Origin of the sequence: Pseudomonas sp. RA_35y_Pfl2_P32, from assembly GCF_963970735.1 — a bacterium.
GTDB lineage: Bacteria > Pseudomonadota > Gammaproteobacteria > Pseudomonadales > Pseudomonadaceae > Aquipseudomonas.
In genome coordinates this window covers 89,406-105,877 of record NZ_CAXAQF010000007.1, presented here as the reverse complement: position 1 = coordinate 105,877, position 16,472 = coordinate 89,406, and the positions used below count along the sequence as shown (strand labels likewise).

Here is a 16,472-nt window from a genome sequence, read left to right as displayed (position 1 = left end):
CGGAGAGCGCAATGACCGACTCAGACACTCAAGCACCAACGGGCCTCGCCACTTACCACGATCCTTCGCACAACGCGGCAGCGCTCATCCTCGATCCAGGCACCATGAAGTCGATGAGCGACCTCGCAATGATGATGTCGAAGGGCGTGACAACAGTCCCCAAGCATCTGAAGGGCAATCAGGCTGACTGCATGGCGGTAGTGCTGCAAGCGATGCAGTGGCAGATGAACCCTTTCGCTGTTGCGCAGAAGACGTTCATCGTCAACGGCGGCGCGCTGAGCTACGAAGCGCAGCTCGTCAACGCAGTGATCACCGCCAAGGCACCCGTCAAAGGTCGCTTGAACTTCGAGTGGTTCGGCGCATGGGAAAACGTCATCGGGAAGATGCGCGAAGTCACCAGCAAAACCAAGAAGGACGAGGACACCGGCGAGTTCAAGAAATACCGCGTTCCTGCCTGGAACTTTGACGACGAGAAAGGCCTCGGAATCAGGGTCTGGGCAACCTTCAATGGCGAAGACGAACCCCGCATTCTGGAGCTTCTGCTCACTCAGGTCCGCACCCGGAACTCGACGCTTTGGGCGGAAGATCCGAAGCAGCAGATTGCCTATTTAGTGACTAAAAAGTGGGCTCGACTTTTCTGCCCTGACGTCATCCTCGGCGTCTATACACCCGATGAGTTCGAAGACTCATACGGCGGCGAAATCGATATCACCCCCGCGAAGCAGGCTTCAAATACCGCTGCCGCTGCTGGTGTTTCGTTCGGCCCGAAATCCCCCTCGCCGGAAATAGACGGAGTATTCGCAGACCTTTTGGTTGTCGCGAAGCGGCAAGACATCGACGCCTATGCGACAGCCTGGGCAGGTCTCAAGCCTAAGCAACGTGCAGCGATCGGACTGGAGTGCCACGAAGCGCTGAAGAACATGGCGGCAACCGTTGATGGCGACTTTACCGATATGACCGGAACCAGCGAAGACCTGACTCAGGCCGAGGAAGCGGCATAGTGAGAACGGAACTTCAGGGCACTGAAAAGTGGCATGCGGACCGGTCTGGTCGGGTAACCGCCAGCCGGTTTAAAGACGTGATGGCCTGGGGGAAGCCTGACAAAAATGGGAAGCGCGAGCCTATGGGCGCGCGCACCTCATACATGCGCGAACTGTGCTTCGAGCGTCTGGCAAAGAAGTCCAAGCACAACGTCAGCAGCGCTTCCATGAAGTGGGGTCACACCGAAGAACAGAAAGCTCAGGATGCCTACGAAATGCTGACCGGCAACATCGTCGTGCCGTCAGAGTTCATCGTTCATCCGAAGTACGACTGGCTCGGATGCTCGCCAGACGGCCTGATCAACGATGACGGTGGCACTGAGTCGAAATGCCCTTTCAACGAGGCAATACATGTCAGGACTTGGCTCGAAGGCATGCCCGAAGAACACATGCCGCAGGTCCAGGGCTGCATGTTCGTCACGGGACGGAAGTGGTGGGATTTTCTGTCGTTCGATTCTCGTCAAGATGAAGAGTGTCAGCTCTACATCGAGACGATTTACCGCGACGAAGACTACATCGCCAACCTGCACAAAGAGCTTGTCCAGTTCAACCTGGAACTGAATCGCATGGTTGATGAGGTCGCGGACAAAGCGCGGGCGCAAGCCCATAGATTAGGAGCTTGAGCATGATCAGCAATCACCTCAGTCTGGTCGAGCAGCTTCGGCCCAAGTCGAACGAACTGGCGGCCCAGGTCGCCCAGTTCCTGGCCAGCGGCGGCCAGATCAAAGTAGCCGAGCCGATCGGCTACAAACCAAAGCCCATCACCTACAGCAACCAGATGCCGCCGACGCCCAAGCCGTTTGTTCGGCGGCGAGTTGAGGCGGATCCAGTACCGGCCCCGCTCAGCATCCGAGAAGAAAAGCGCAGGACGAAGGCCGACCAGATAATAGCGCTGGCCGCTACCCATACCCAGACCGAAGTCGCCCAGGCATTGAGCATCGGCAGGCGCACCCTCTTGAGTATGTCCCAGGAGTACGGGTTCAAGTTCAAGAAGGCAACACGCGGCGGTGCTAACGACGCCCACCGGCAAGAACAGGTCAGGGCCCGAGACGCAAAGTATGCCGAGCGGATCAGGGCGTTCCTTGAACTGGGCATCACCCGGCGCCAGTGCTGCGGCAGGCTGGCCATCGGCAACAAAGCCTTCGAGCGGATCATCACCGCCCACGGCATCGACTACCCCAAGGCTCATCAAGGCAGCACTTCATGCGCCGCATAGCCCGCATCCAGCAACGCAAACGACAAACCTGGCTGGATCTGCCGGCCAGCGATTTACAGGAGGCCGGCCATGGCTGCCGCACAGAAAGACCGATCGGCCAAGACCGCGGCGAGGCGAAAGACTCGCGGCGAGGAAGAAATCAGGCTGCATTGCATGGCCGGCACACGCCAAGCACTCGCTGAACTGATGGGTTGGAGTGGCATCGAAGAACAGGGCGAGGCCATCACGCTGATGATTCATCATCTTCATGCGTTAGGGCCTCAAAAGTCCGCCCCACTGCTGGCTCCGCCGCGACACGAATACGTAATACCTGAAAACGTGTCGCTCGCTTTCCATCGCAAGAGCCTGCTGATGATTCAGCAGGACCCGGGGGATGAAGTGCTAGGTCCTACGTATCCTTGCTAACTAGCCGCAGCGACAGCTTCTCGCCTAGTGAACGGCAACTTTTCGATGAATATTCTATCCCCATCCTCCTGAATGAACTTTTTCACAATGAAGGATTGCGAGTTCTCTAAGCCACTGATCTTTGTGTAATAAATTGTTATTTCAATCTGTGATTTTCCAGCTATAGGCTGAACGCTAAACACCTCAGTATCGCCAGTCATCATAGTCGGGAGTGGCTGACTCATTAGCCTGAGCCCATTGCACGCTGACTCCATTCTGACGCTCTCGCAATAGGCCGCGGTATTGTCCAGCCGAAATGTTTCATAACCGTGGTTATTTACCAGATGGGTTTCTACATGAGTCAAAACCAATAGGGGCTCGAGAGACCTCTCATGGTTTTCCAGGCTAATTTTTTGTGCTTCTACCATTGCAGTTTGCTGCTTAACAGAGTCATTGAGTTCCTTAGTCTGCATGCGCAAAGCTTTCGAGCTCAATTTTAGTTCTCTGCCTTGCTGGGTATAACCGAGAACCAACCATCCAAAGGCGACAGGCCCGAACATCCCAGCGAAAAAATCGCCCAACTCGTTGAGTCCAAGATTCATCAACTCTTTATATCGAGAGCAAATGATAAAAAATATCACTAGGCCCCAACCTACAGTTGCCCGTTTCACCCACCATTCGACTGACTGACTTGACCAAAATTTACATTGCCTAGCCATCCAAGCTTGAAGTTTTTTCATCGCTTGCCCTCCTTGCGAAAAGCCGTCTCGTATACACCACGCAAACTCAAATTGCCACCATGCCGCATCCGGCCACGGGGGGCGACGCATGCATGGAGAAAACCATTAACGGATGCAGTGACAGGCTGCTTAGACCATCACTTCTTGCTGCCGCTCTCGAAGCTCCCAGAAACAAACGGCCAGCCTCCACGATTCTTCTTTCCAGACTTCGCCATCGACTCAGCAATTCGCTCCCGCTCTAGCTTCTCGTAGAGTTTGGCTCGATATTCGACCGGAGTTGCCTCAAGCAATGCAGCAAGATCGTCGAACTGATGTTTCTGCTTATGTCGCTCGGCCCTGGTACGCCTTTCCTTTTTTGCCATTGCGAAGCTCCGCATCCGGCTCCATGCCGGGCCATCCGTAATACCCCAACCCAAACCAAATTGCCACCACCGGTCACGGAGGGCGGCGCCTGCAACGGAGATTGCCATGAGCAGCTACTTCTACAAGACCAATGCCGCCCCGGCACTGGCCGCCATCGATGCATGGGACGCCAAGCGAGCCGAATTCGACCGCAAGCGCGAGGCGCTCAAGGATGTGTTCGGCGGCCCAGGCTCCCCGATGTATTCCGGCAGTGACAGCTATGTCGGCGGCGTGAAGATCAGCGACAGCCGAGACCTTGACGTGCATTGGCGACGCCCGGACGAATATGGCTATCGCGCCCTGCGGAATGCGGCCAAACCAGAGAAGGGCGCCACGAAAGAAGCGAGAGCGGCATACAACGCCGAGCACGAACGGTTAGCTGGCTTGTGGCAAGAGCACTGCCCTGCGCGCATCAGTAAGGACGACGTATGGAAGGCGCTTGGCGTGGACTGGGGTAGCGTGTGGTTGAGCGGCGGCGTGTTCTTCAAGCATGAAGGCGCCATTTATCTCAACCTCGGATTCCAGCTGAAGGAAGACGGCGAGCACATCGTAGGTGCTGCCGAGATCGTGGCGAGCGAGTTTGAAGCTGCGCGCCTGCAGGTGCTGAATCAGCGCAAGGCCGCCTGACCCGCCCTCACCTATTGCGCTGAACGCCGGTGAGGGTGGCCAATGCAGTTACTCCGGGAATACTTCCGCTTTAGGAAGAACGCCCACCACCGCCTGACATTTCAGATCCGCGCAGATAATCATGCTGATCGCTTCTGAAGTGCGTCCAACGTAGCGGTTAGAAATCGCTGTGAAATTAATACCTGAGCACTTTGGACAGGTTGGATGGAATTCATCGTCGCGCATTTCTTCGTTGCTCATCTGCTTCTCCTTGATCCGGCTCCATGCCGGGCCGAACACAAATACCCCACTTCAACGAATCACGCCAGCCGGCGAGGATCCCCTATGTCCGCTCAGCAGAAATTGCCCCAGTTCATCAACCGTCAGCCAAGCATGGGCCTGCCATTCGAAAAGGAACTGGTGGTGGACCTGTTCGCCGGTGGCGGCGGTGCAAGCACCGGGATAGCCCGGGCGTACCGGGAGCCAGATGTCGCGGTAAACCACAACCCGATCGCCCTGGCGGTTCACCGCGCCAACCACCCGCAGACGGCGCACTATGTCGCTGACGTGTTCGAAGTGGATCCGGTCCATGCCACCAGCGGCCAGCCGGTTGGCATTCTCTGGGCCTCGCCTGATTGCCGGCATCACAGCAAGGCCAAGGGCGGTGCGCCGCGTGATCGCAAGGTTCGTGGACTGGCATGGGTTGTTGTCCGGTGGGCGCACGCAACCCGGCCGCGCCTGATGTTCCTGGAGAACGTCGAAGAGTTCTGCGACTGGGGCCCGGTTAATGAGGAGGGCCAGCCAATCAAGGCCGAGCGCGGTCGCACCTTCAAATCGTTTATTGCCGCGCTCAGCACCGGGCTCCCGGCCGATCACCCCGACATGCCGGAAATTCTTGAATCGATCGGAGAGTTCGTTCCAGTGGAAGCCCTTGTTCGCGGCCTAGGCTACAACGTCGAATGGCGCGAACGTATCGCGGCAAACGCCAATGCCCCGACAATTCGGAAACGTCTGTACCTGGTGGCGCGCAGCGACGGAAAGCCGATTGTCTGGCCGGCACCAACGCGCCACAAAGTGCCGACGGCGAAGCAGCAGCCTTGGCGCACCGCTGCCGAGTGCATCGACTGGAGCAACCTCGGCCGCACGATCTTCCGTGACAAGCCGATGGCGATGAACACCATGCGCCGCGTGGCCAAGGGCTGCTGGCGGCATGTGATGACCAGCGCGAAGCCGTTAATTGTGCCGATGCGAGGAACATCGGACTCGCACACCAGCACCCACGGCGTCGACGAGGCGTTATCGACCATCAGCACCGGCGGCACGCATCACGCACTGGTACAGCCGGTAGCGGCGCCATTCCTCACCGAGTGTGCCAATGGATCCTCACAGCGAAACTTCGACGTTCAGGAGCCACTACGCACTCAAGTAGCTCAAGTGAAAGGTGGCCACTTCGCGATGGCTGCGGCGAACATGGTGACGTTGCGGAAAGGTTCGGTCGGTGCTGGCGTTGACGGCCCGCTTGGCGTGGTCGCCACCGGCACCGGGCATCACGCGGTATCGGCCGCATTTTTCGAACAGGCGAATGGCGGGTACTACAAAGGCGACGGCCGTTCGGCCTACGACCCAATCTCGACCATCTGCCAATCCGGCGCCAACCAGCGGCTGGTCAACGCGTACCTGGTGAAGTACTACGGCAACGAGAAGGACGGCATCTCGCTCACAGAGCCGATGCACACCCTTCCAACGAAGGACCGCGTTGCACTGGTCGAGGTCGTGCAGGTGCCGGACACCCTGACGCCAACGCAGCTGGAAGGTGCCCGCCGTTGCGCTGCCTTCATGCATGAACATCTGCCGGAGCACTTCAAAGACCCGGCGGACCTTGTCATGGTCGGTGGTTATGTGCTGGTCGACATCACCCTGCGCATGCTGCAGCCGCCTGAGCTCAAGGCAGCCCAGGGCTTCGACAAGGACTACATCATCGATCGTGGGTTATTCGTCGACCCGGTCACCGGCGCTGAAGAATGGCGCGACATCAACAAGACGGACCAGGTCCGATTGATCGGCAACAGTGTATGTCCAGATGAGGCCGAAGCACTGGTCAGCGCCAATGCCGCCGACATCATCGAGCTTTACCAGCGGCTTGCAGCCTGATCAAAGAGCCCATCGTTCGTTGCCTGACTTGATCATTGGCACCTCATCTGGATGAGCTTCTCGCTGACCGACGAGCCAATGACGCGTCTGCTCCACATCGAATCGATGGTGACCTTTGGCTCTAAGTTCCAGCACTGTGCCGCTGATGTCATAGCGGCTGCACTCTGCGCAATCCGAACCTATCCCACCTTGGGCGATATCCCAATTTTGAACTTTTGCCCCGCAGATAATGCACTTCATGACCACCTCCACTGGTTGATCGCTGAACTGTAGCTGATCCCTCACCACTCTCCACCGCCCGGGCATACCCCGGCATAGGACGCCCCATGAGCAACTTGAACCAATCGAAAGAGGAACTGGATGCAGTGCTGCACTGGCGCGGCAAGCATGCCCAGGCAATCCGCGAGCGTGACGCCCTGCAGCTGCGCCTGAACGCAGCGGATCAGCGGATTGATGAACTGGAACGCGACAAGCACCGGCTGGACGCGCTGGAATCGAATTGCTGGGATGTCCGCTTCGACAGCAGCCCTAACGGCGACGCCGGCGATAGCAACATCAACATCGAGGTCGTCGGCCATTGGATGGATAAGCCGTTCGAGCGCGTCATTGGCGAGAACTACAGCGAGAATCTTCGCGCAGCCATTGACCAGGCGATGACCGCTCCTGCCTATCCGCCGGCCCGCCCTGAATATCCAGAACCAGAATCCATAAAGGATGATGACTGGCATATGAACCCGTGCAAGCAAGGGCACCGCGATGTCGGCGCCTCTGGCGGTGTGGCGGCGTGCAACCAGTGCGACGAGAAGATCGAAGCAGCTACGACGCAGGAAGCCTTCGAACGTTGGAACGAGACACACCCAGCCATCGAATCGGCCTAATCCCGACAAGAGTACATCTGTACTCCACCAGCAAATCTACTCCCTCCCCCTTCAAAGTCAGCCGCTATAGCGGCAAGGAACCCCTATGCTCGATGCAAACATCCACCACTCACTGAACACGCTCACTGCGCGCCAGATGGCCAAGCTGCTGGTGATGCATCACGGAATCAATGCTTTCGGCTACAAGTACGACAGCCTGCGCGATGCACCAAATGGCCTCGTTTCCCTTGAAGATTTGGCGTCCATGTCCGGCGAGGATCTGGATCAGCTTTACGATGAGAGCTCGCACGATGATGCGGTCAACGAGGTGCGTTACAGCGCAGTGGACGCCCCCGGTGTTCCATCTTGGTGCCACTACAGCTGGGAGCGCAACTACGAGGTCGATGTGAAGGCCTTCATCCTGCCAGACGGCCGTGCTCTCGCCTTTTGTGAGATGAGCGGCGGCGGCAAGCACGGCAACCCAGACGCCTACCCCTGGGTTGAAGAGGCAAAATTCATCAAGGTCTCCGGCGTCGAAGAACGCGTCATCAAGACTTACAAGTTCGAGGATATTCCAGAGGCCTCAGAGGTGACGCCATGATCGCCCTCGCCTGGTTCGCCTACGTGTACTGCTACAAGGGCCCGCGGCGATGACCTATCAACCAAAAGGCGGCATGTGTCGCACCTGCACCCATGCCCACCGCAATTGCAACCACCTTCCATTCAGCACCATGCCGCCGCTTTCCAGCGACGGGCAGACGGTGATCGTCCGCTGCACTGACTTCCAGCGCCGCAAGTAACCCCTCTTCCACCTACCAGCCTGCCGGTGAAAGGCGGGCGAGGAATCCGCATGTCTGAGAAAACCCTTAAAGCCATCATGGAACAAGCCCAGGTATTCGCCAGTAGCTGGTCAATGGTGGGCGGTCCCTTCGCCGCCGACGATCAGCTCGATCGGGCCGAAGAAGAAAAGGAGGAACTTAAAAAGCTGATCACCTGTGCGCTGGAGGGATCGGTCAACGCCCCGCAGGATGTCGGCGAGATGATCGAGGCATTGCTTGGGTGGCATAAGCGCCAAGCCGATCAGTTGCATCTGATCAGCGACAACGCCAAAGAAGGCGTCACCCTTCAGCTTGGTACCGATGACCCGGTCGAGATCATGCTCACAAAAGATATGGCCAAGGGCTTGCGCATCGGACTCGTCCTGGCATTGGAGCGCCTTGGCAAACTCCCAATTAGCGTCAGCCATGACGGTGACGACGACCCTGACTCCGACGACGAATAAACCCTCCCCCACCTTCTGCCGCCACGCGCGGCCCGGAGCATCATCATGGCAGTAGCAGAAAAAATTGATCGCTTCCTGCGCCTCGACGAGGTGCTTCACACCACTGGCCTGGGCCGTAACACGGTTTATCGTCGCATCAGGGAAGGCACCTTCCCAAAACAGGTTAGAATAGGTCCCAACTCGGTCGCTTGGCGCCAGTCGGCAATCTCGCAATGGATGACCGCTGTGACCCCCAGCAACGACCAATCAGTACATTGATCAGTACACCAGCGACTGACCAAACTCCAGAACCCCCGTATATCAAGCCCTACAGGTCCAACCGTGGAAATTTTCAAAGAATTCACCTTCGAGTCCGCCCACCGTCTGCCCCACGTTCCGGACGGCCACAAGTGCGGGCGCCTGCACGGCCACTCGTTCAAAGTGGCGATTCACCTGAGCGGTGACCTCGACCCGCACACTGGCTGGATCCGTGACTTCTCGGAAATCAAGGCGATCTTCAAGCCGCTGTACGAGCGCCTGGACCATAACTACCTGAACGACATCCCCGGCCTGGAAAACCCGACCAGTGAAGTGCTGGCCAAGTTCATCTGGAATGAACTCAAGCCGCTGCTGCCGGAACTCAGTGCAATCCGCATCCACGAGACCTGCACCAGCGGTTGCATCTACCGCGGCGAGTGAGCCTGGCAGTCGAAAAAACCACCGTCCCCGGTGGTTTTTTTATGCCTGGGAATCGCCCACATAGAGAGGGCGAATGCGGGTGCCGCACCGTTTTCGCGCGTCACCACTGCCGCACCGCGGACCTTGGACTATAAGTAACAGGGCCAACCGCTGCGTTGGCACGAGCACTGCAACACCCCCGCGTCCTCCTCTCTCGCAAGGAACGCCACATGACGCAGAACGATCCGGGCAATGACTACCCCCTCAGTGAAGTGCCGATGCATGCCCGCAAGGGCCTGATGTCGACGGCCATGGTGCTGCTGGGCTTTACCTTTTTTACCGCGACCATGTTTGCCGGCGGCAAGCTCGGGGTGGCGTTCAGTTTTAGCGAGATGCTCGCGGTGATTGTCCTCGGCAACCTGCTGCTGGGCATGTATGCCGCGGGCCTGGGCTACATCGCCTTCAAGAGCGGCCTCAATTCGGTGCTGATGGGGCGCTTTTGCTTTGGTGAGCTGGGCAGCAAACTCAGCGACCTGATCCTAGGGTTCACCCAGATCGGCTGGTATGCCTGGGGCACGGCCACGGCCGCCGTGGTGCTGGGCAAGTACTTGAGCCTGGGCGACGGCACGGTGCTGGGACTGATGGTGCTGTTCGGCCTGGCGTTCTGCGCCACGGCCTACGTCGGCTATCGCGGCCTGGAAATCCTTTCCTACATCGCGGTGCCGGCCATGATGCTGCTGTTGATGCTGTCGATGTGGGTCGCCACACAGCAGATCGGCGGCCTCGACGCACTACTGGCGGTGGTGCCAAGCACCCACCTGGACTGGTCGACCGCCATCACCCTGGTGTTCGGTACCTTCGTCAGCGGCGCGACCCAGGCCACCAACTGGACCCGTTTCTCCCGCTCCGCCCGGATCGCGGTGCTGGCGAGCCTGATCGGCTTTTTCCTCGGTAATGGCCTGATGGTCCTGATCGGCGCCTACGGGGCCATCGTCTATCAGCAACCGGATGTGGTCGAGGTCCTGCTGTTGCAAGGGTTCGCCATGGCCGCGATGGCCATGCTGCTGCTCAATATCTGGAGCACCCAGGACAACACCATCTACAACTTCGCCGTCGCCGGCTGCAACCTGCTGCGCACCCGGCGGCGCAAAACCGTGACCCTGGCCGGCGCCGTGATCGGCACCCTGCTGGCGTTGCTGGGCATGTACGACATGCTGGTGCCGTACCTGATTCTGCTGGGCACGGTGATTCCGCCAATTGGCGGGGTGATCATGGCGGACTTCTTCTACCGTTATCGAGGCCACTACCCACGCCTGGCCGATACCCGGCTGCCGGCCTTCAACTGGGCGGGACTCGGCGCTTATGGGGTCGGCACTGTCGCCGCGTTCGGCTCGCCGTGGGTCGCGCCACTGGTAGGAATTGGCGCTGCCGCGCTAACGTATGTGGCATTGACCTGCGTCCTGGGGACCCGCACCTCCAGCGCAGCACTACCCGATCGATAAAGGGATTCGCCTGATGCACATCATCAACGCCCGCCTGCGCAACCGTGAAGGCTTGCATGAACTGCACCTGGAAAACGGTCTGATTTGCGGAATCGCCCGCCAGACCGAGGCACCGACCCTGGGCCCCGACGACCTCGACGCGGGGGGCAACCTGGTGGTGCCGCCCTTCGTCGAGCCGCACATTCACCTCGACGCCACGCTGACCGCCGGTGAGCCGCGCTGGAACATGAGCGGCACCCTGTTCGAAGGCATCGAATGCTGGGGCGAGCGCAAGGCCACCATCACCCAGGAAGACACCAAGACCCGGGCGAAAAAAACCATCGACGCCCTCGCCGCCCATGGCATCCAGCATGTGCGCACCCACGTCGATGTCACCGACCCGCAACTGACCGCGCTCAAGGCCATGCTCGAAGTGCGCGAAGAGAGCCGGCACCTGATCGACCTGCAGATCGTCGCCTTTCCCCAGGAAGGCATCGAGTCCTACCGCAACGGCCGCGAGCTGATGGAGGAGGCGATTCGCCTGGGCGCCGACGTGGTGGGCGGGATCCCGCATTTCGAATACACCCGCGACCAGGGCGTCAGCTCGGTGAAGTTCCTGATGGACCTGGCCGAACGCACCGGCTGCCTGGTGGACGTGCATTGCGACGAAACCGACGACCCGCATTCGCGCTTTCTTGAAGTGCTGGCCGAAGAAGCCCGCAGCCGCGACATGGGTGCGCGGGTGACCGCCAGCCACACCACAGCCATGGGCTCCTACGACAACGCCTACTGCGCCAAGTTGTTTCGCCTGCTGGGACACTCGGGGATCAGTTTTGTCTCCTGCCCGACCGAGAGCATTCACTTGCAGGGGCGCTTCGACAATTTCCCGAAACGCCGGGGCGTGACCCGGGTCAACGAGTTGCTCGAAGCCGGCATGAACGTGTGCTTCGGCCAGGATTCCATCGTCGACCCCTGGTACCCACTGGGCAATGGCAACATCCTGCGGGTCCTGGAAGCCGGCCTGCACATCTGCCACATGCTCGGCTACCGCAACCTGCAAAGTTCGCTGGACCTGGTGACGGACAACAGCGCCAAGGCCATGGCCCTGGGTGACCGCTACGGGCTGGAACCAGGACGGCCGGCCAACCTGCTGATCCTGTCGGCCGACAGCGATTACGAAGTGATCCGCAGCCAGGGACTGCCGTTGTACTCGATCCGCGGCGGTAAGGTGTTGATGAAACGCCAGATGCCGGTGATCGAGATGTTTGGCTCGGCGTTGTAGGGGTATTGACGCCAAGGCCCCACATCAATCCGGCGAACGGGCTTGCTCGCGATGGCGGATCTGAATTCAACGGATCAAGCACGCCGTCCCGAACAAGCTGACCCGGCTCAATTCACCGTCCTGCTCTAGGAGCAACACCGGGGCCGTGCCGCCGGGCATCACCACCGCCACCGTGCCCGCGGTCACCCAGCCGACACTCCACGCCGCACAGGCCACCGCGCTGGCGCTGGTGCCGGAAGACGCGGTAGGGCCTTCGCCGCGCTCGAACACCCGGGCAGTGAGGCGATTGGCCGATTCGCGCATTGCCCATTGCAGATTGACCCCGGCGGCACAGGGCTGGCCCCCGCCGCTGGGTGGGGCAAAGGCAATGCGGGTCAGGTCGTCAGCCAGGCCGGGGGCGGCCATCTGCGGGTTGCTCGGCAGCCCGTGCGCCTGGGTCACCAGCGTCACGCAATGGGGGTTGCCGATGCGCACGAATTGACTGTGTCGCCACTGAGGATTAATCCCGGCGAGCGGCGGCACATGGCTCAACGGTCGTTGATTGAGCAGCGCCGCGGTCACCCCGTGAGCATCCACTGCCGACGGGCCGAACTCAGGCTTGCCCAGGTCCAGCCAGAACCCTTGCACACCCTCGACCTCGGCCGCTTGCACCGTGGTTTGCACAGGCGACGGGGTGTTGGCCTGGTCATGATGGACCTTGAGCAGACAGCGACCCTCGGCAGGCATCAAGCCTTGCTCGGTGAGCGCCTGGGCGAAGATCGTCAAGCCATTGCCGCTGCGCTCGGCCAGGGTCCCGTCGGTGTTGACGATCAACAGGTCAAAGGGGGCGGCCTGCTGAAACGGGCCGACCAGCAAACCATCACTGCGATGCGCCTTGGACCCGGCTGGCCGCGTGCCCGGCGCCCAACTGCAACAGGCCTCGATGGCTGCCAGGCTCCAGGTGGCGCGGGTGTGCGCCGCCTGGCGTGCGTCCGCCGGCAGCTCGATGCCGCGCTGACGCAATTGAGAGGGGCTGACAACCCCATAACGGTTGCCGCGAGCATCAAACAAAGGGGTCATGGAGGCATCCTGAGCAGGGGCATGAAGCGTGTGGCTACTCTACCCTCTGCGTGACAGAACCACCTCAGTTGATCGGCAATGCCACCGGCCGGATCGGCGCGGCATCGGCCCCGCGCAGCTTCAATGAGGCGCCGATAAAGGCAAACTGATAAACCTTGTCCCGGGACAGGCCTTCCAGGTTGACCAATTCGAGGATCGGCGCGCCCTGCATGGCCAGCAGGTAGGTGTGCAGCGGCAGGTAGTTGCCCTCGACTTCCGAAGGGAAGGTTTCAAAGCTCAGGTTATCGGCACCGACGACCATCGCTTCGCCCTCCTCGACCAGGAACTTCGCGGCGTCCAGGCTCAAGCCCGGCGGGTTGGCCATGTATGCCTGGGCGTTGTCATAGTCGCGCATACGGCCGGTGCGGATCAGTACCACATCGCCCTTTTCCAGGGCGACTTTCTGCACCTTCAGTGCCTGGCGCAAATCCTCGCGGGTGACCCGGTAGCTGTCGGGCAACATCTCCAGGCCTTTGGCCGCCGCGACGTCGATCAACACGCCGCGGGCAATGATCGGCGGGAGCTTTTCCGCGCCGGTGACATTCCAGCCACGATCGCCCAGGTGTTGATCGGCGCGAAAGCCGTTCCAGATCTTGCCGTCCAGGCCGAAGTGGTTGAGGGCATCGATGTGCGTGCCCATGTGCGCATACATCGACACCGCCGAACCGCTATAGCTGACATGCCGGTTCATCACCTCACCGACGTTCATCGGGTCGGCAATCACGTTGCCATGGGGGGTATGGGTCATCCACATTTGATACGGCGGATCACCCGCTGCCTGCCAACTGGGCATGCCGACGAAGTAATCGACCGCCAGATCGTAAGCCTGGGCCCCGCTGACCCGCGCCATGATCGCGACCCGCGATTGCGGGGTCATCAGATTCAGCCGGCCGATTTCATCACTCGGCCCCCAAGGGCTGACACCTACCTCGGCGGCCAGTGCCGCGCCAGCGGACAGGCTCACCATGAGCGGCAAAGTGGCGTGACGGACAAATCGTTTGAGCGGGGTAAGACGGATCATGGCACAACTCCCTGAAGATCGAGGTGACCATGGTATTGAGCAATGACTCGTGGATAATCTGGCGATTGCTTGAAACATATTCAACAGGGAGGAAACAATATGGACGTACTGCTGGCCATGCGCACGTTCCGGCGGGTGATCGAGCGAGGCAGCTTCAGCAAGGCAGCCGTGGATCTCAATCAATCGACGGCGGCTGTCAGCAAGCAGGTCCGGCAACTGGAAGCACGCCTGGGCAGCCTGTTGATTCTGCGTACAACCCGGCGCATGAGCCTGTCGGAAGCAGGTGAAGGTTACTTCCGCGAGTGCTGCCACCTGCTCGACGAACTCGACGCGCTGGAGCAGTCCACCCAGGCCCACGCCCGCGAGCCAGCAGGCTGCTTGCGGGTCAATGCGCCGCTGTCGTTTGGCCTCAAGGTCCTGTCGCCATTGCTGGTGAAGTTCATGCAGCGCTACCCCTTGCTCAAGGTCGAGTTGACCCTCGACGACCACCTGCTGGATATGGTCAGCGAAGGTTTTGACGTCTCCCTGCGCATCCGCCATCAACTGCTGGACTCGACGCTGGTGGCGCGGCGCCTGGGAGCGGTGGAGCAAATCATCTGCGCCGCCCCCGCCTACCTGCACACCCACGGTACACCGAGCGTCGCCGAAGAACTGTTGCACCACAGCTGCCTGGCTTACCGGCTCAGTGAGCATCCCGGCCGTTGGCACCTGGAAGGCCCCGACGGGCAGACGCGACTGACCTTGCCGGTGCGCTTGACGGTGGACAACAGCCTGCTGCTCAGCGACATGCTGGTGGCCGGCCTTGGGGTGGGCGCGCTGCCCTCGTTCATCGCCCTGCCCTTGCTGGCCAGCGGACAATTGCAGCGGATACTGCCGCAGCATTCGATGGCAAGCCGCAGCATCTACGCCCTGTACGCCAGCAATCGTCACCTGTCGCAAAAGATTCGCCTGTTCGTCGCCTTTCTCCTTGAGCAATTGGCCGATACCCCATGCCAGGCGCAGAACCCCGAGGTCGTCTGACGGTCATTGATATGCAAGGATGTGGCCCTGTTGCCGCATCCATTGAAAGACCAAGGATTTTCCATGACCGCCATCACGTCACCCGCCCAGGTAATCCCTGGGCGCCTCGAGCAGATGTCGACCCGCATCGCGTTCTTCATCGCCGGTTTTGGCATTGCCGCGTGGGCGCCGCTGGTGCCCTACGCCAAGGCACGGGCCGGGCTGGATGAAGGGACCCTCGGCTTGCTGCTGCTGAGCCTGGGGGTGGGTTCGATCCTGGCGATGCCGCTGGCCGGTGTGCTGGCGACGCGCTTCGGCTGTCGGCGGGTGCTGACCGCCGGCACGCTGTTGATCTGCCTGGCGCTGCCGTTGCTGGCGACGGTGTCCACGGTGCCCCTGCTGATCGCGGCGCTGTTCCTGTTCGGTGCCGGCCTGGGCACGGTGGACTCGACGACCAACCTGCAGGCGGTGATTGTCGAGCGCGCCAGCGGCAAAACCATGATGTCGGGTTTTCATGGGATGTTCAGCCTCGGCGGGATTGTCGGCGCGGCCGGGGTCAGCGCCCTGCTCGGCCTGGGGATCTCCCCGTTGGGGGCGATGGCCGTGGTCATCGTCATGCTGCTGGCGGCGCTGTTCAAGGCCGCACCCCATCTGCTGACCTACGGCAGCGAACGTTCCGGCCCGGCGTTTGCAGTGCCCCACGGAATCGTGCTGTTCATTGGCGGCATGTGCTTCATCGTGTTCCTGGCCGAAGGCGCGGCATTGGACTGGAGCGCGGTGTTCCTCGCCCAGGAGCGTGGAATCGACACCGCCTATGCGGGATTGGGCTATGCGGCGTTCGCCCTGACCATGACCATCGGACGCCTGACCGGCGACCGGATTGTCCGGCGCCTGGGCGCTACCCGGGTGATTGTGTTCGGTGGCTTGACCGCCGCCGCGGGCTTGTTCCTGGCGACCTTCGCCCCGAGCTGGGAAGCGGCCTTGGTGGGCTATGCACTGCTGGGCGTGGGCTGTTCGAACATTGTGCCGGTGCTGTACACCGCGGTCGGCAAACAGACGGTGATGCCCGAAAGCATCGCCATACCGGCTATCACCACCCTGGGCTATGCCGGCATTCTCGCCGGCCCCGCAGTGATCGGCTTCGTCGCCCACGCCAGCAGCCTGAGTTTTGCCTTTGGCTTGATGGCGCTGTTGCTGGTGGCGGTGGCCATTGGTGGGAAAGTGTTGAAGGTGTGACAGCATCGCGAGCTGGCTCG

22 protein-coding genes are annotated in these 16,472 nt (G+C 60.5%); 16 read left to right on the top strand and 6 right to left on the bottom strand.

Features of this window, described 5'->3' with window-relative positions; all coding sequences use genetic code 11:
* Positions 1 to 11 precede the first annotated feature (11 nt).
* The 4 genes from AACY45_RS08820 (at position 12) to AACY45_RS08805 (ending at position 2,661) form a co-directional block, all read left to right on the top strand.
* On the top strand, positions 12 to 1,001 hold the full coding sequence (locus AACY45_RS08820; protein WP_339545100.1) for a RecT family recombinase: 990 nt from the start codon (positions 12 to 14) through the stop codon (positions 999 to 1,001).
* Positions 1,001 to 1,663 carry a lambda exonuclease family protein gene (locus tag AACY45_RS08815; RefSeq protein ID WP_339545099.1) on the top strand — a complete coding sequence of 221 codons (663 nt, stop codon included), beginning with the start codon at positions 1,001 to 1,003 and terminating at the stop codon, positions 1,661 to 1,663. Before AACY45_RS08820 ends, AACY45_RS08815 begins: the two co-directional genes overlap by 1 nt.
* Before the next feature lie 2 nt (positions 1,664 to 1,665).
* Positions 1,666 to 2,256: a hypothetical protein gene (locus AACY45_RS08810; protein WP_339545098.1), complete on the top strand. Its 591-nt coding sequence runs from the start codon at positions 1,666 to 1,668 to the stop codon at positions 2,254 to 2,256.
* A 69-nt stretch (positions 2,257 to 2,325) separates the two neighbouring features.
* Positions 2,326 to 2,661, top strand: a complete 336-nt coding sequence (locus AACY45_RS08805) for a hypothetical protein (protein ID WP_339545097.1) — start codon at positions 2,326 to 2,328, stop codon at positions 2,659 to 2,661.
* Here the strand turns inward: AACY45_RS08805 and AACY45_RS08800 are convergent.
* Positions 2,658 to 3,380: a hypothetical protein gene (locus AACY45_RS08800; RefSeq protein ID WP_339545096.1), complete on the bottom strand. Its 723-nt coding sequence runs from the start codon at positions 3,378 to 3,380 to the stop codon at positions 2,658 to 2,660. The genes AACY45_RS08805 and AACY45_RS08800 overlap by 4 nt on opposite strands.
* A 137-nt stretch (positions 3,381 to 3,517) precedes the next feature.
* A complete protein-coding gene (locus AACY45_RS08795; RefSeq protein ID WP_339545095.1) occupies positions 3,518 to 3,850 on the bottom strand; it encodes a hypothetical protein in 333 nt (110 codons plus the stop codon).
* Here AACY45_RS08795 and AACY45_RS08790 point away from each other — a divergent pair.
* Positions 3,849 to 4,409: a hypothetical protein gene (locus AACY45_RS08790; protein WP_339545094.1), complete on the top strand. Its 561-nt coding sequence runs from the start codon at positions 3,849 to 3,851 to the stop codon at positions 4,407 to 4,409. The genes AACY45_RS08795 and AACY45_RS08790 overlap by 2 nt on opposite strands.
* A gap of 48 nt (positions 4,410 to 4,457) precedes the next feature.
* On the opposite strand, the gene AACY45_RS08785 is transcribed toward AACY45_RS08790, so the two are convergent.
* Positions 4,458 to 4,649, bottom strand: a complete 192-nt coding sequence (locus AACY45_RS08785; protein WP_339545093.1) for a hypothetical protein — start codon at positions 4,647 to 4,649, stop codon at positions 4,458 to 4,460.
* 84 nt (positions 4,650 to 4,733) lie between these two features.
* Between AACY45_RS08785 and AACY45_RS08780 the strand changes: the two genes are divergently transcribed.
* Positions 4,734 to 6,539: a DNA cytosine methyltransferase gene (locus tag AACY45_RS08780; protein WP_339545092.1), complete on the top strand. Its 1,806-nt coding sequence runs from the start codon at positions 4,734 to 4,736 to the stop codon at positions 6,537 to 6,539.
* Here AACY45_RS08780 and AACY45_RS08775 read toward each other — a convergent pair whose 3' ends face one another.
* Positions 6,540 to 6,779 (bottom strand): hypothetical protein, encoded by a 240-nt coding sequence (locus AACY45_RS08775; RefSeq protein WP_339545091.1) that lies wholly within the window; start codon positions 6,777 to 6,779, stop codon positions 6,540 to 6,542.
* Between the two features lie 86 nt (positions 6,780 to 6,865).
* Here AACY45_RS08775 and AACY45_RS08770 point away from each other — a divergent pair, with 86 nt between their 5' ends.
* The 8 genes from AACY45_RS08770 to codA all read left to right on the top strand — a co-directional run bounded on the left by AACY45_RS08770 (position 6,866) and on the right by codA (position 12,098).
* Entirely contained in the window at positions 6,866 to 7,417 is a 552-nt protein-coding gene (locus tag AACY45_RS08770) for a hypothetical protein (RefSeq protein ID WP_339545090.1), read from the top strand.
* Positions 7,418 to 7,502: 85 nt separating this feature from the next.
* The gene (locus tag AACY45_RS08765; protein WP_339545089.1) at positions 7,503 to 7,997 is read left to right on the top strand and encodes a hypothetical protein; all 495 of its coding nucleotides are present in this window, start codon (positions 7,503 to 7,505) and stop codon (positions 7,995 to 7,997) included.
* Between the two features lie 49 nt (positions 7,998 to 8,046).
* Positions 8,047 to 8,196, top strand: a complete 150-nt coding sequence (locus tag AACY45_RS08760) for a hypothetical protein (protein ID WP_339545088.1) — start codon at positions 8,047 to 8,049, stop codon at positions 8,194 to 8,196.
* A 50-nt stretch (positions 8,197 to 8,246) separates the two neighbouring features.
* Entirely contained in the window at positions 8,247 to 8,678 is a 432-nt protein-coding gene (locus AACY45_RS08755) for a hypothetical protein (protein ID WP_339545087.1), read from the top strand.
* Between the two features lie 45 nt (positions 8,679 to 8,723).
* Positions 8,724 to 8,936: a helix-turn-helix transcriptional regulator gene (locus AACY45_RS08750; RefSeq protein WP_302098596.1), complete on the top strand. Its 213-nt coding sequence runs from the start codon at positions 8,724 to 8,726 to the stop codon at positions 8,934 to 8,936.
* 63 nt (positions 8,937 to 8,999) lie between these two features.
* The gene (gene queD, locus AACY45_RS08745) at positions 9,000 to 9,356 is read left to right on the top strand and encodes a 6-carboxytetrahydropterin synthase QueD (RefSeq protein ID WP_007955941.1); all 357 of its coding nucleotides are present in this window, start codon (positions 9,000 to 9,002) and stop codon (positions 9,354 to 9,356) included.
* Between the two features lie 209 nt (positions 9,357 to 9,565).
* A complete protein-coding gene (codB, locus tag AACY45_RS08740; RefSeq protein WP_339545086.1) occupies positions 9,566 to 10,837 on the top strand; it encodes a cytosine permease in 1,272 nt (423 codons plus the stop codon).
* Positions 10,838 to 10,850: 13 nt separating this feature from the next.
* On the top strand, positions 10,851 to 12,098 hold the full coding sequence (gene codA / locus AACY45_RS08735) for a cytosine deaminase (RefSeq protein ID WP_339545084.1): 1,248 nt from the start codon (positions 10,851 to 10,853) through the stop codon (positions 12,096 to 12,098).
* A gap of 66 nt (positions 12,099 to 12,164) precedes the next feature.
* Here the strand turns inward: codA and AACY45_RS08730 are convergent, their stop codons facing one another.
* Both AACY45_RS08730 and AACY45_RS08725 read right to left on the bottom strand, forming a co-directional pair.
* Positions 12,165 to 13,157, bottom strand: coding sequence for a diaminopimelate epimerase (locus AACY45_RS08730; protein WP_339545083.1), 993 nt, complete (start codon positions 13,155 to 13,157; stop codon positions 12,165 to 12,167).
* Between the two features lie 64 nt (positions 13,158 to 13,221).
* Entirely contained in the window at positions 13,222 to 14,163 is a 942-nt protein-coding gene (locus AACY45_RS08725) for a cyclase family protein (RefSeq protein WP_339545236.1), read from the bottom strand.
* A gap of 153 nt (positions 14,164 to 14,316) precedes the next feature.
* Between AACY45_RS08725 and AACY45_RS08720 the strand changes: the two genes are divergently transcribed.
* Positions 14,317 to 15,237 (top strand): LysR family transcriptional regulator, encoded by a 921-nt coding sequence (locus AACY45_RS08720; RefSeq protein ID WP_339545082.1) that lies wholly within the window; start codon positions 14,317 to 14,319, stop codon positions 15,235 to 15,237.
* A 63-nt stretch (positions 15,238 to 15,300) separates the two neighbouring features.
* A complete protein-coding gene (locus tag AACY45_RS08715) occupies positions 15,301 to 16,452 on the top strand; it encodes an MFS transporter (RefSeq protein WP_339545081.1) in 1,152 nt (383 codons plus the stop codon).
* The last annotated feature ends 20 nt before the right edge of the window (positions 16,453 to 16,472 follow it).

Excerpts from the sequence above, each read along its gene's own strand:
- AACY45_RS08820 (WP_339545100.1), top strand. The coding sequence starts at position 12 with ATGACCGACTCAGACACTCAAGCACCAACGGGCCTCGCCACTTACCAC.
- AACY45_RS08715 (WP_339545081.1), top strand. The coding sequence starts at position 15,301 with ATGACCGCCATCACGTCACCCGCCCAGGTAATCCCTGGGCGCCTCGAG.
- AACY45_RS08790 (WP_339545094.1), top strand. The coding sequence starts at position 3,849 with ATGAGCAGCTACTTCTACAAGACCAATGCCGCCCCGGCACTGGCCGCC.
- AACY45_RS08750 (WP_302098596.1), top strand. The coding sequence starts at position 8,724 with ATGGCAGTAGCAGAAAAAATTGATCGCTTCCTGCGCCTCGACGAGGTG.
- AACY45_RS08765 (WP_339545089.1), top strand. The coding sequence starts at position 7,503 with ATGCTCGATGCAAACATCCACCACTCACTGAACACGCTCACTGCGCGC.
- AACY45_RS08805 (WP_339545097.1), top strand. The coding sequence starts at position 2,326 with ATGGCTGCCGCACAGAAAGACCGATCGGCCAAGACCGCGGCGAGGCGA.
- codA (WP_339545084.1), top strand. The coding sequence starts at position 10,851 with ATGCACATCATCAACGCCCGCCTGCGCAACCGTGAAGGCTTGCATGAA.
- AACY45_RS08720 (WP_339545082.1), top strand. The coding sequence starts at position 14,317 with ATGGACGTACTGCTGGCCATGCGCACGTTCCGGCGGGTGATCGAGCGA.
- AACY45_RS08785 (WP_339545093.1), bottom strand. The coding sequence starts at position 4,649 with ATGAGCAACGAAGAAATGCGCGACGATGAATTCCATCCAACCTGTCCA.
- AACY45_RS08770 (WP_339545090.1), top strand. The coding sequence starts at position 6,866 with ATGAGCAACTTGAACCAATCGAAAGAGGAACTGGATGCAGTGCTGCAC.
- AACY45_RS08810 (WP_339545098.1), top strand. The coding sequence starts at position 1,666 with ATGATCAGCAATCACCTCAGTCTGGTCGAGCAGCTTCGGCCCAAGTCG.
- AACY45_RS08780 (WP_339545092.1), top strand. The coding sequence starts at position 4,734 with ATGTCCGCTCAGCAGAAATTGCCCCAGTTCATCAACCGTCAGCCAAGC.
- AACY45_RS08760 (WP_339545088.1), top strand. The coding sequence starts at position 8,047 with ATGACCTATCAACCAAAAGGCGGCATGTGTCGCACCTGCACCCATGCC.
- AACY45_RS08775 (WP_339545091.1), bottom strand. The coding sequence starts at position 6,779 with ATGAAGTGCATTATCTGCGGGGCAAAAGTTCAAAATTGGGATATCGCC.
- codB (WP_339545086.1), top strand. The coding sequence starts at position 9,566 with ATGACGCAGAACGATCCGGGCAATGACTACCCCCTCAGTGAAGTGCCG.
- AACY45_RS08730 (WP_339545083.1), bottom strand. The coding sequence starts at position 13,157 with ATGACCCCTTTGTTTGATGCTCGCGGCAACCGTTATGGGGTTGTCAGC.
- AACY45_RS08725 (WP_339545236.1), bottom strand. The coding sequence starts at position 14,163 with ATGGTGAGCCTGTCCGCTGGCGCGGCACTGGCCGCCGAGGTAGGTGTC.
- AACY45_RS08800 (WP_339545096.1), bottom strand. The coding sequence starts at position 3,380 with ATGAAAAAACTTCAAGCTTGGATGGCTAGGCAATGTAAATTTTGGTCA.
- AACY45_RS08755 (WP_339545087.1), top strand. The coding sequence starts at position 8,247 with ATGTCTGAGAAAACCCTTAAAGCCATCATGGAACAAGCCCAGGTATTC.
- AACY45_RS08795 (WP_339545095.1), bottom strand. The coding sequence starts at position 3,850 with ATGGCAATCTCCGTTGCAGGCGCCGCCCTCCGTGACCGGTGGTGGCAA.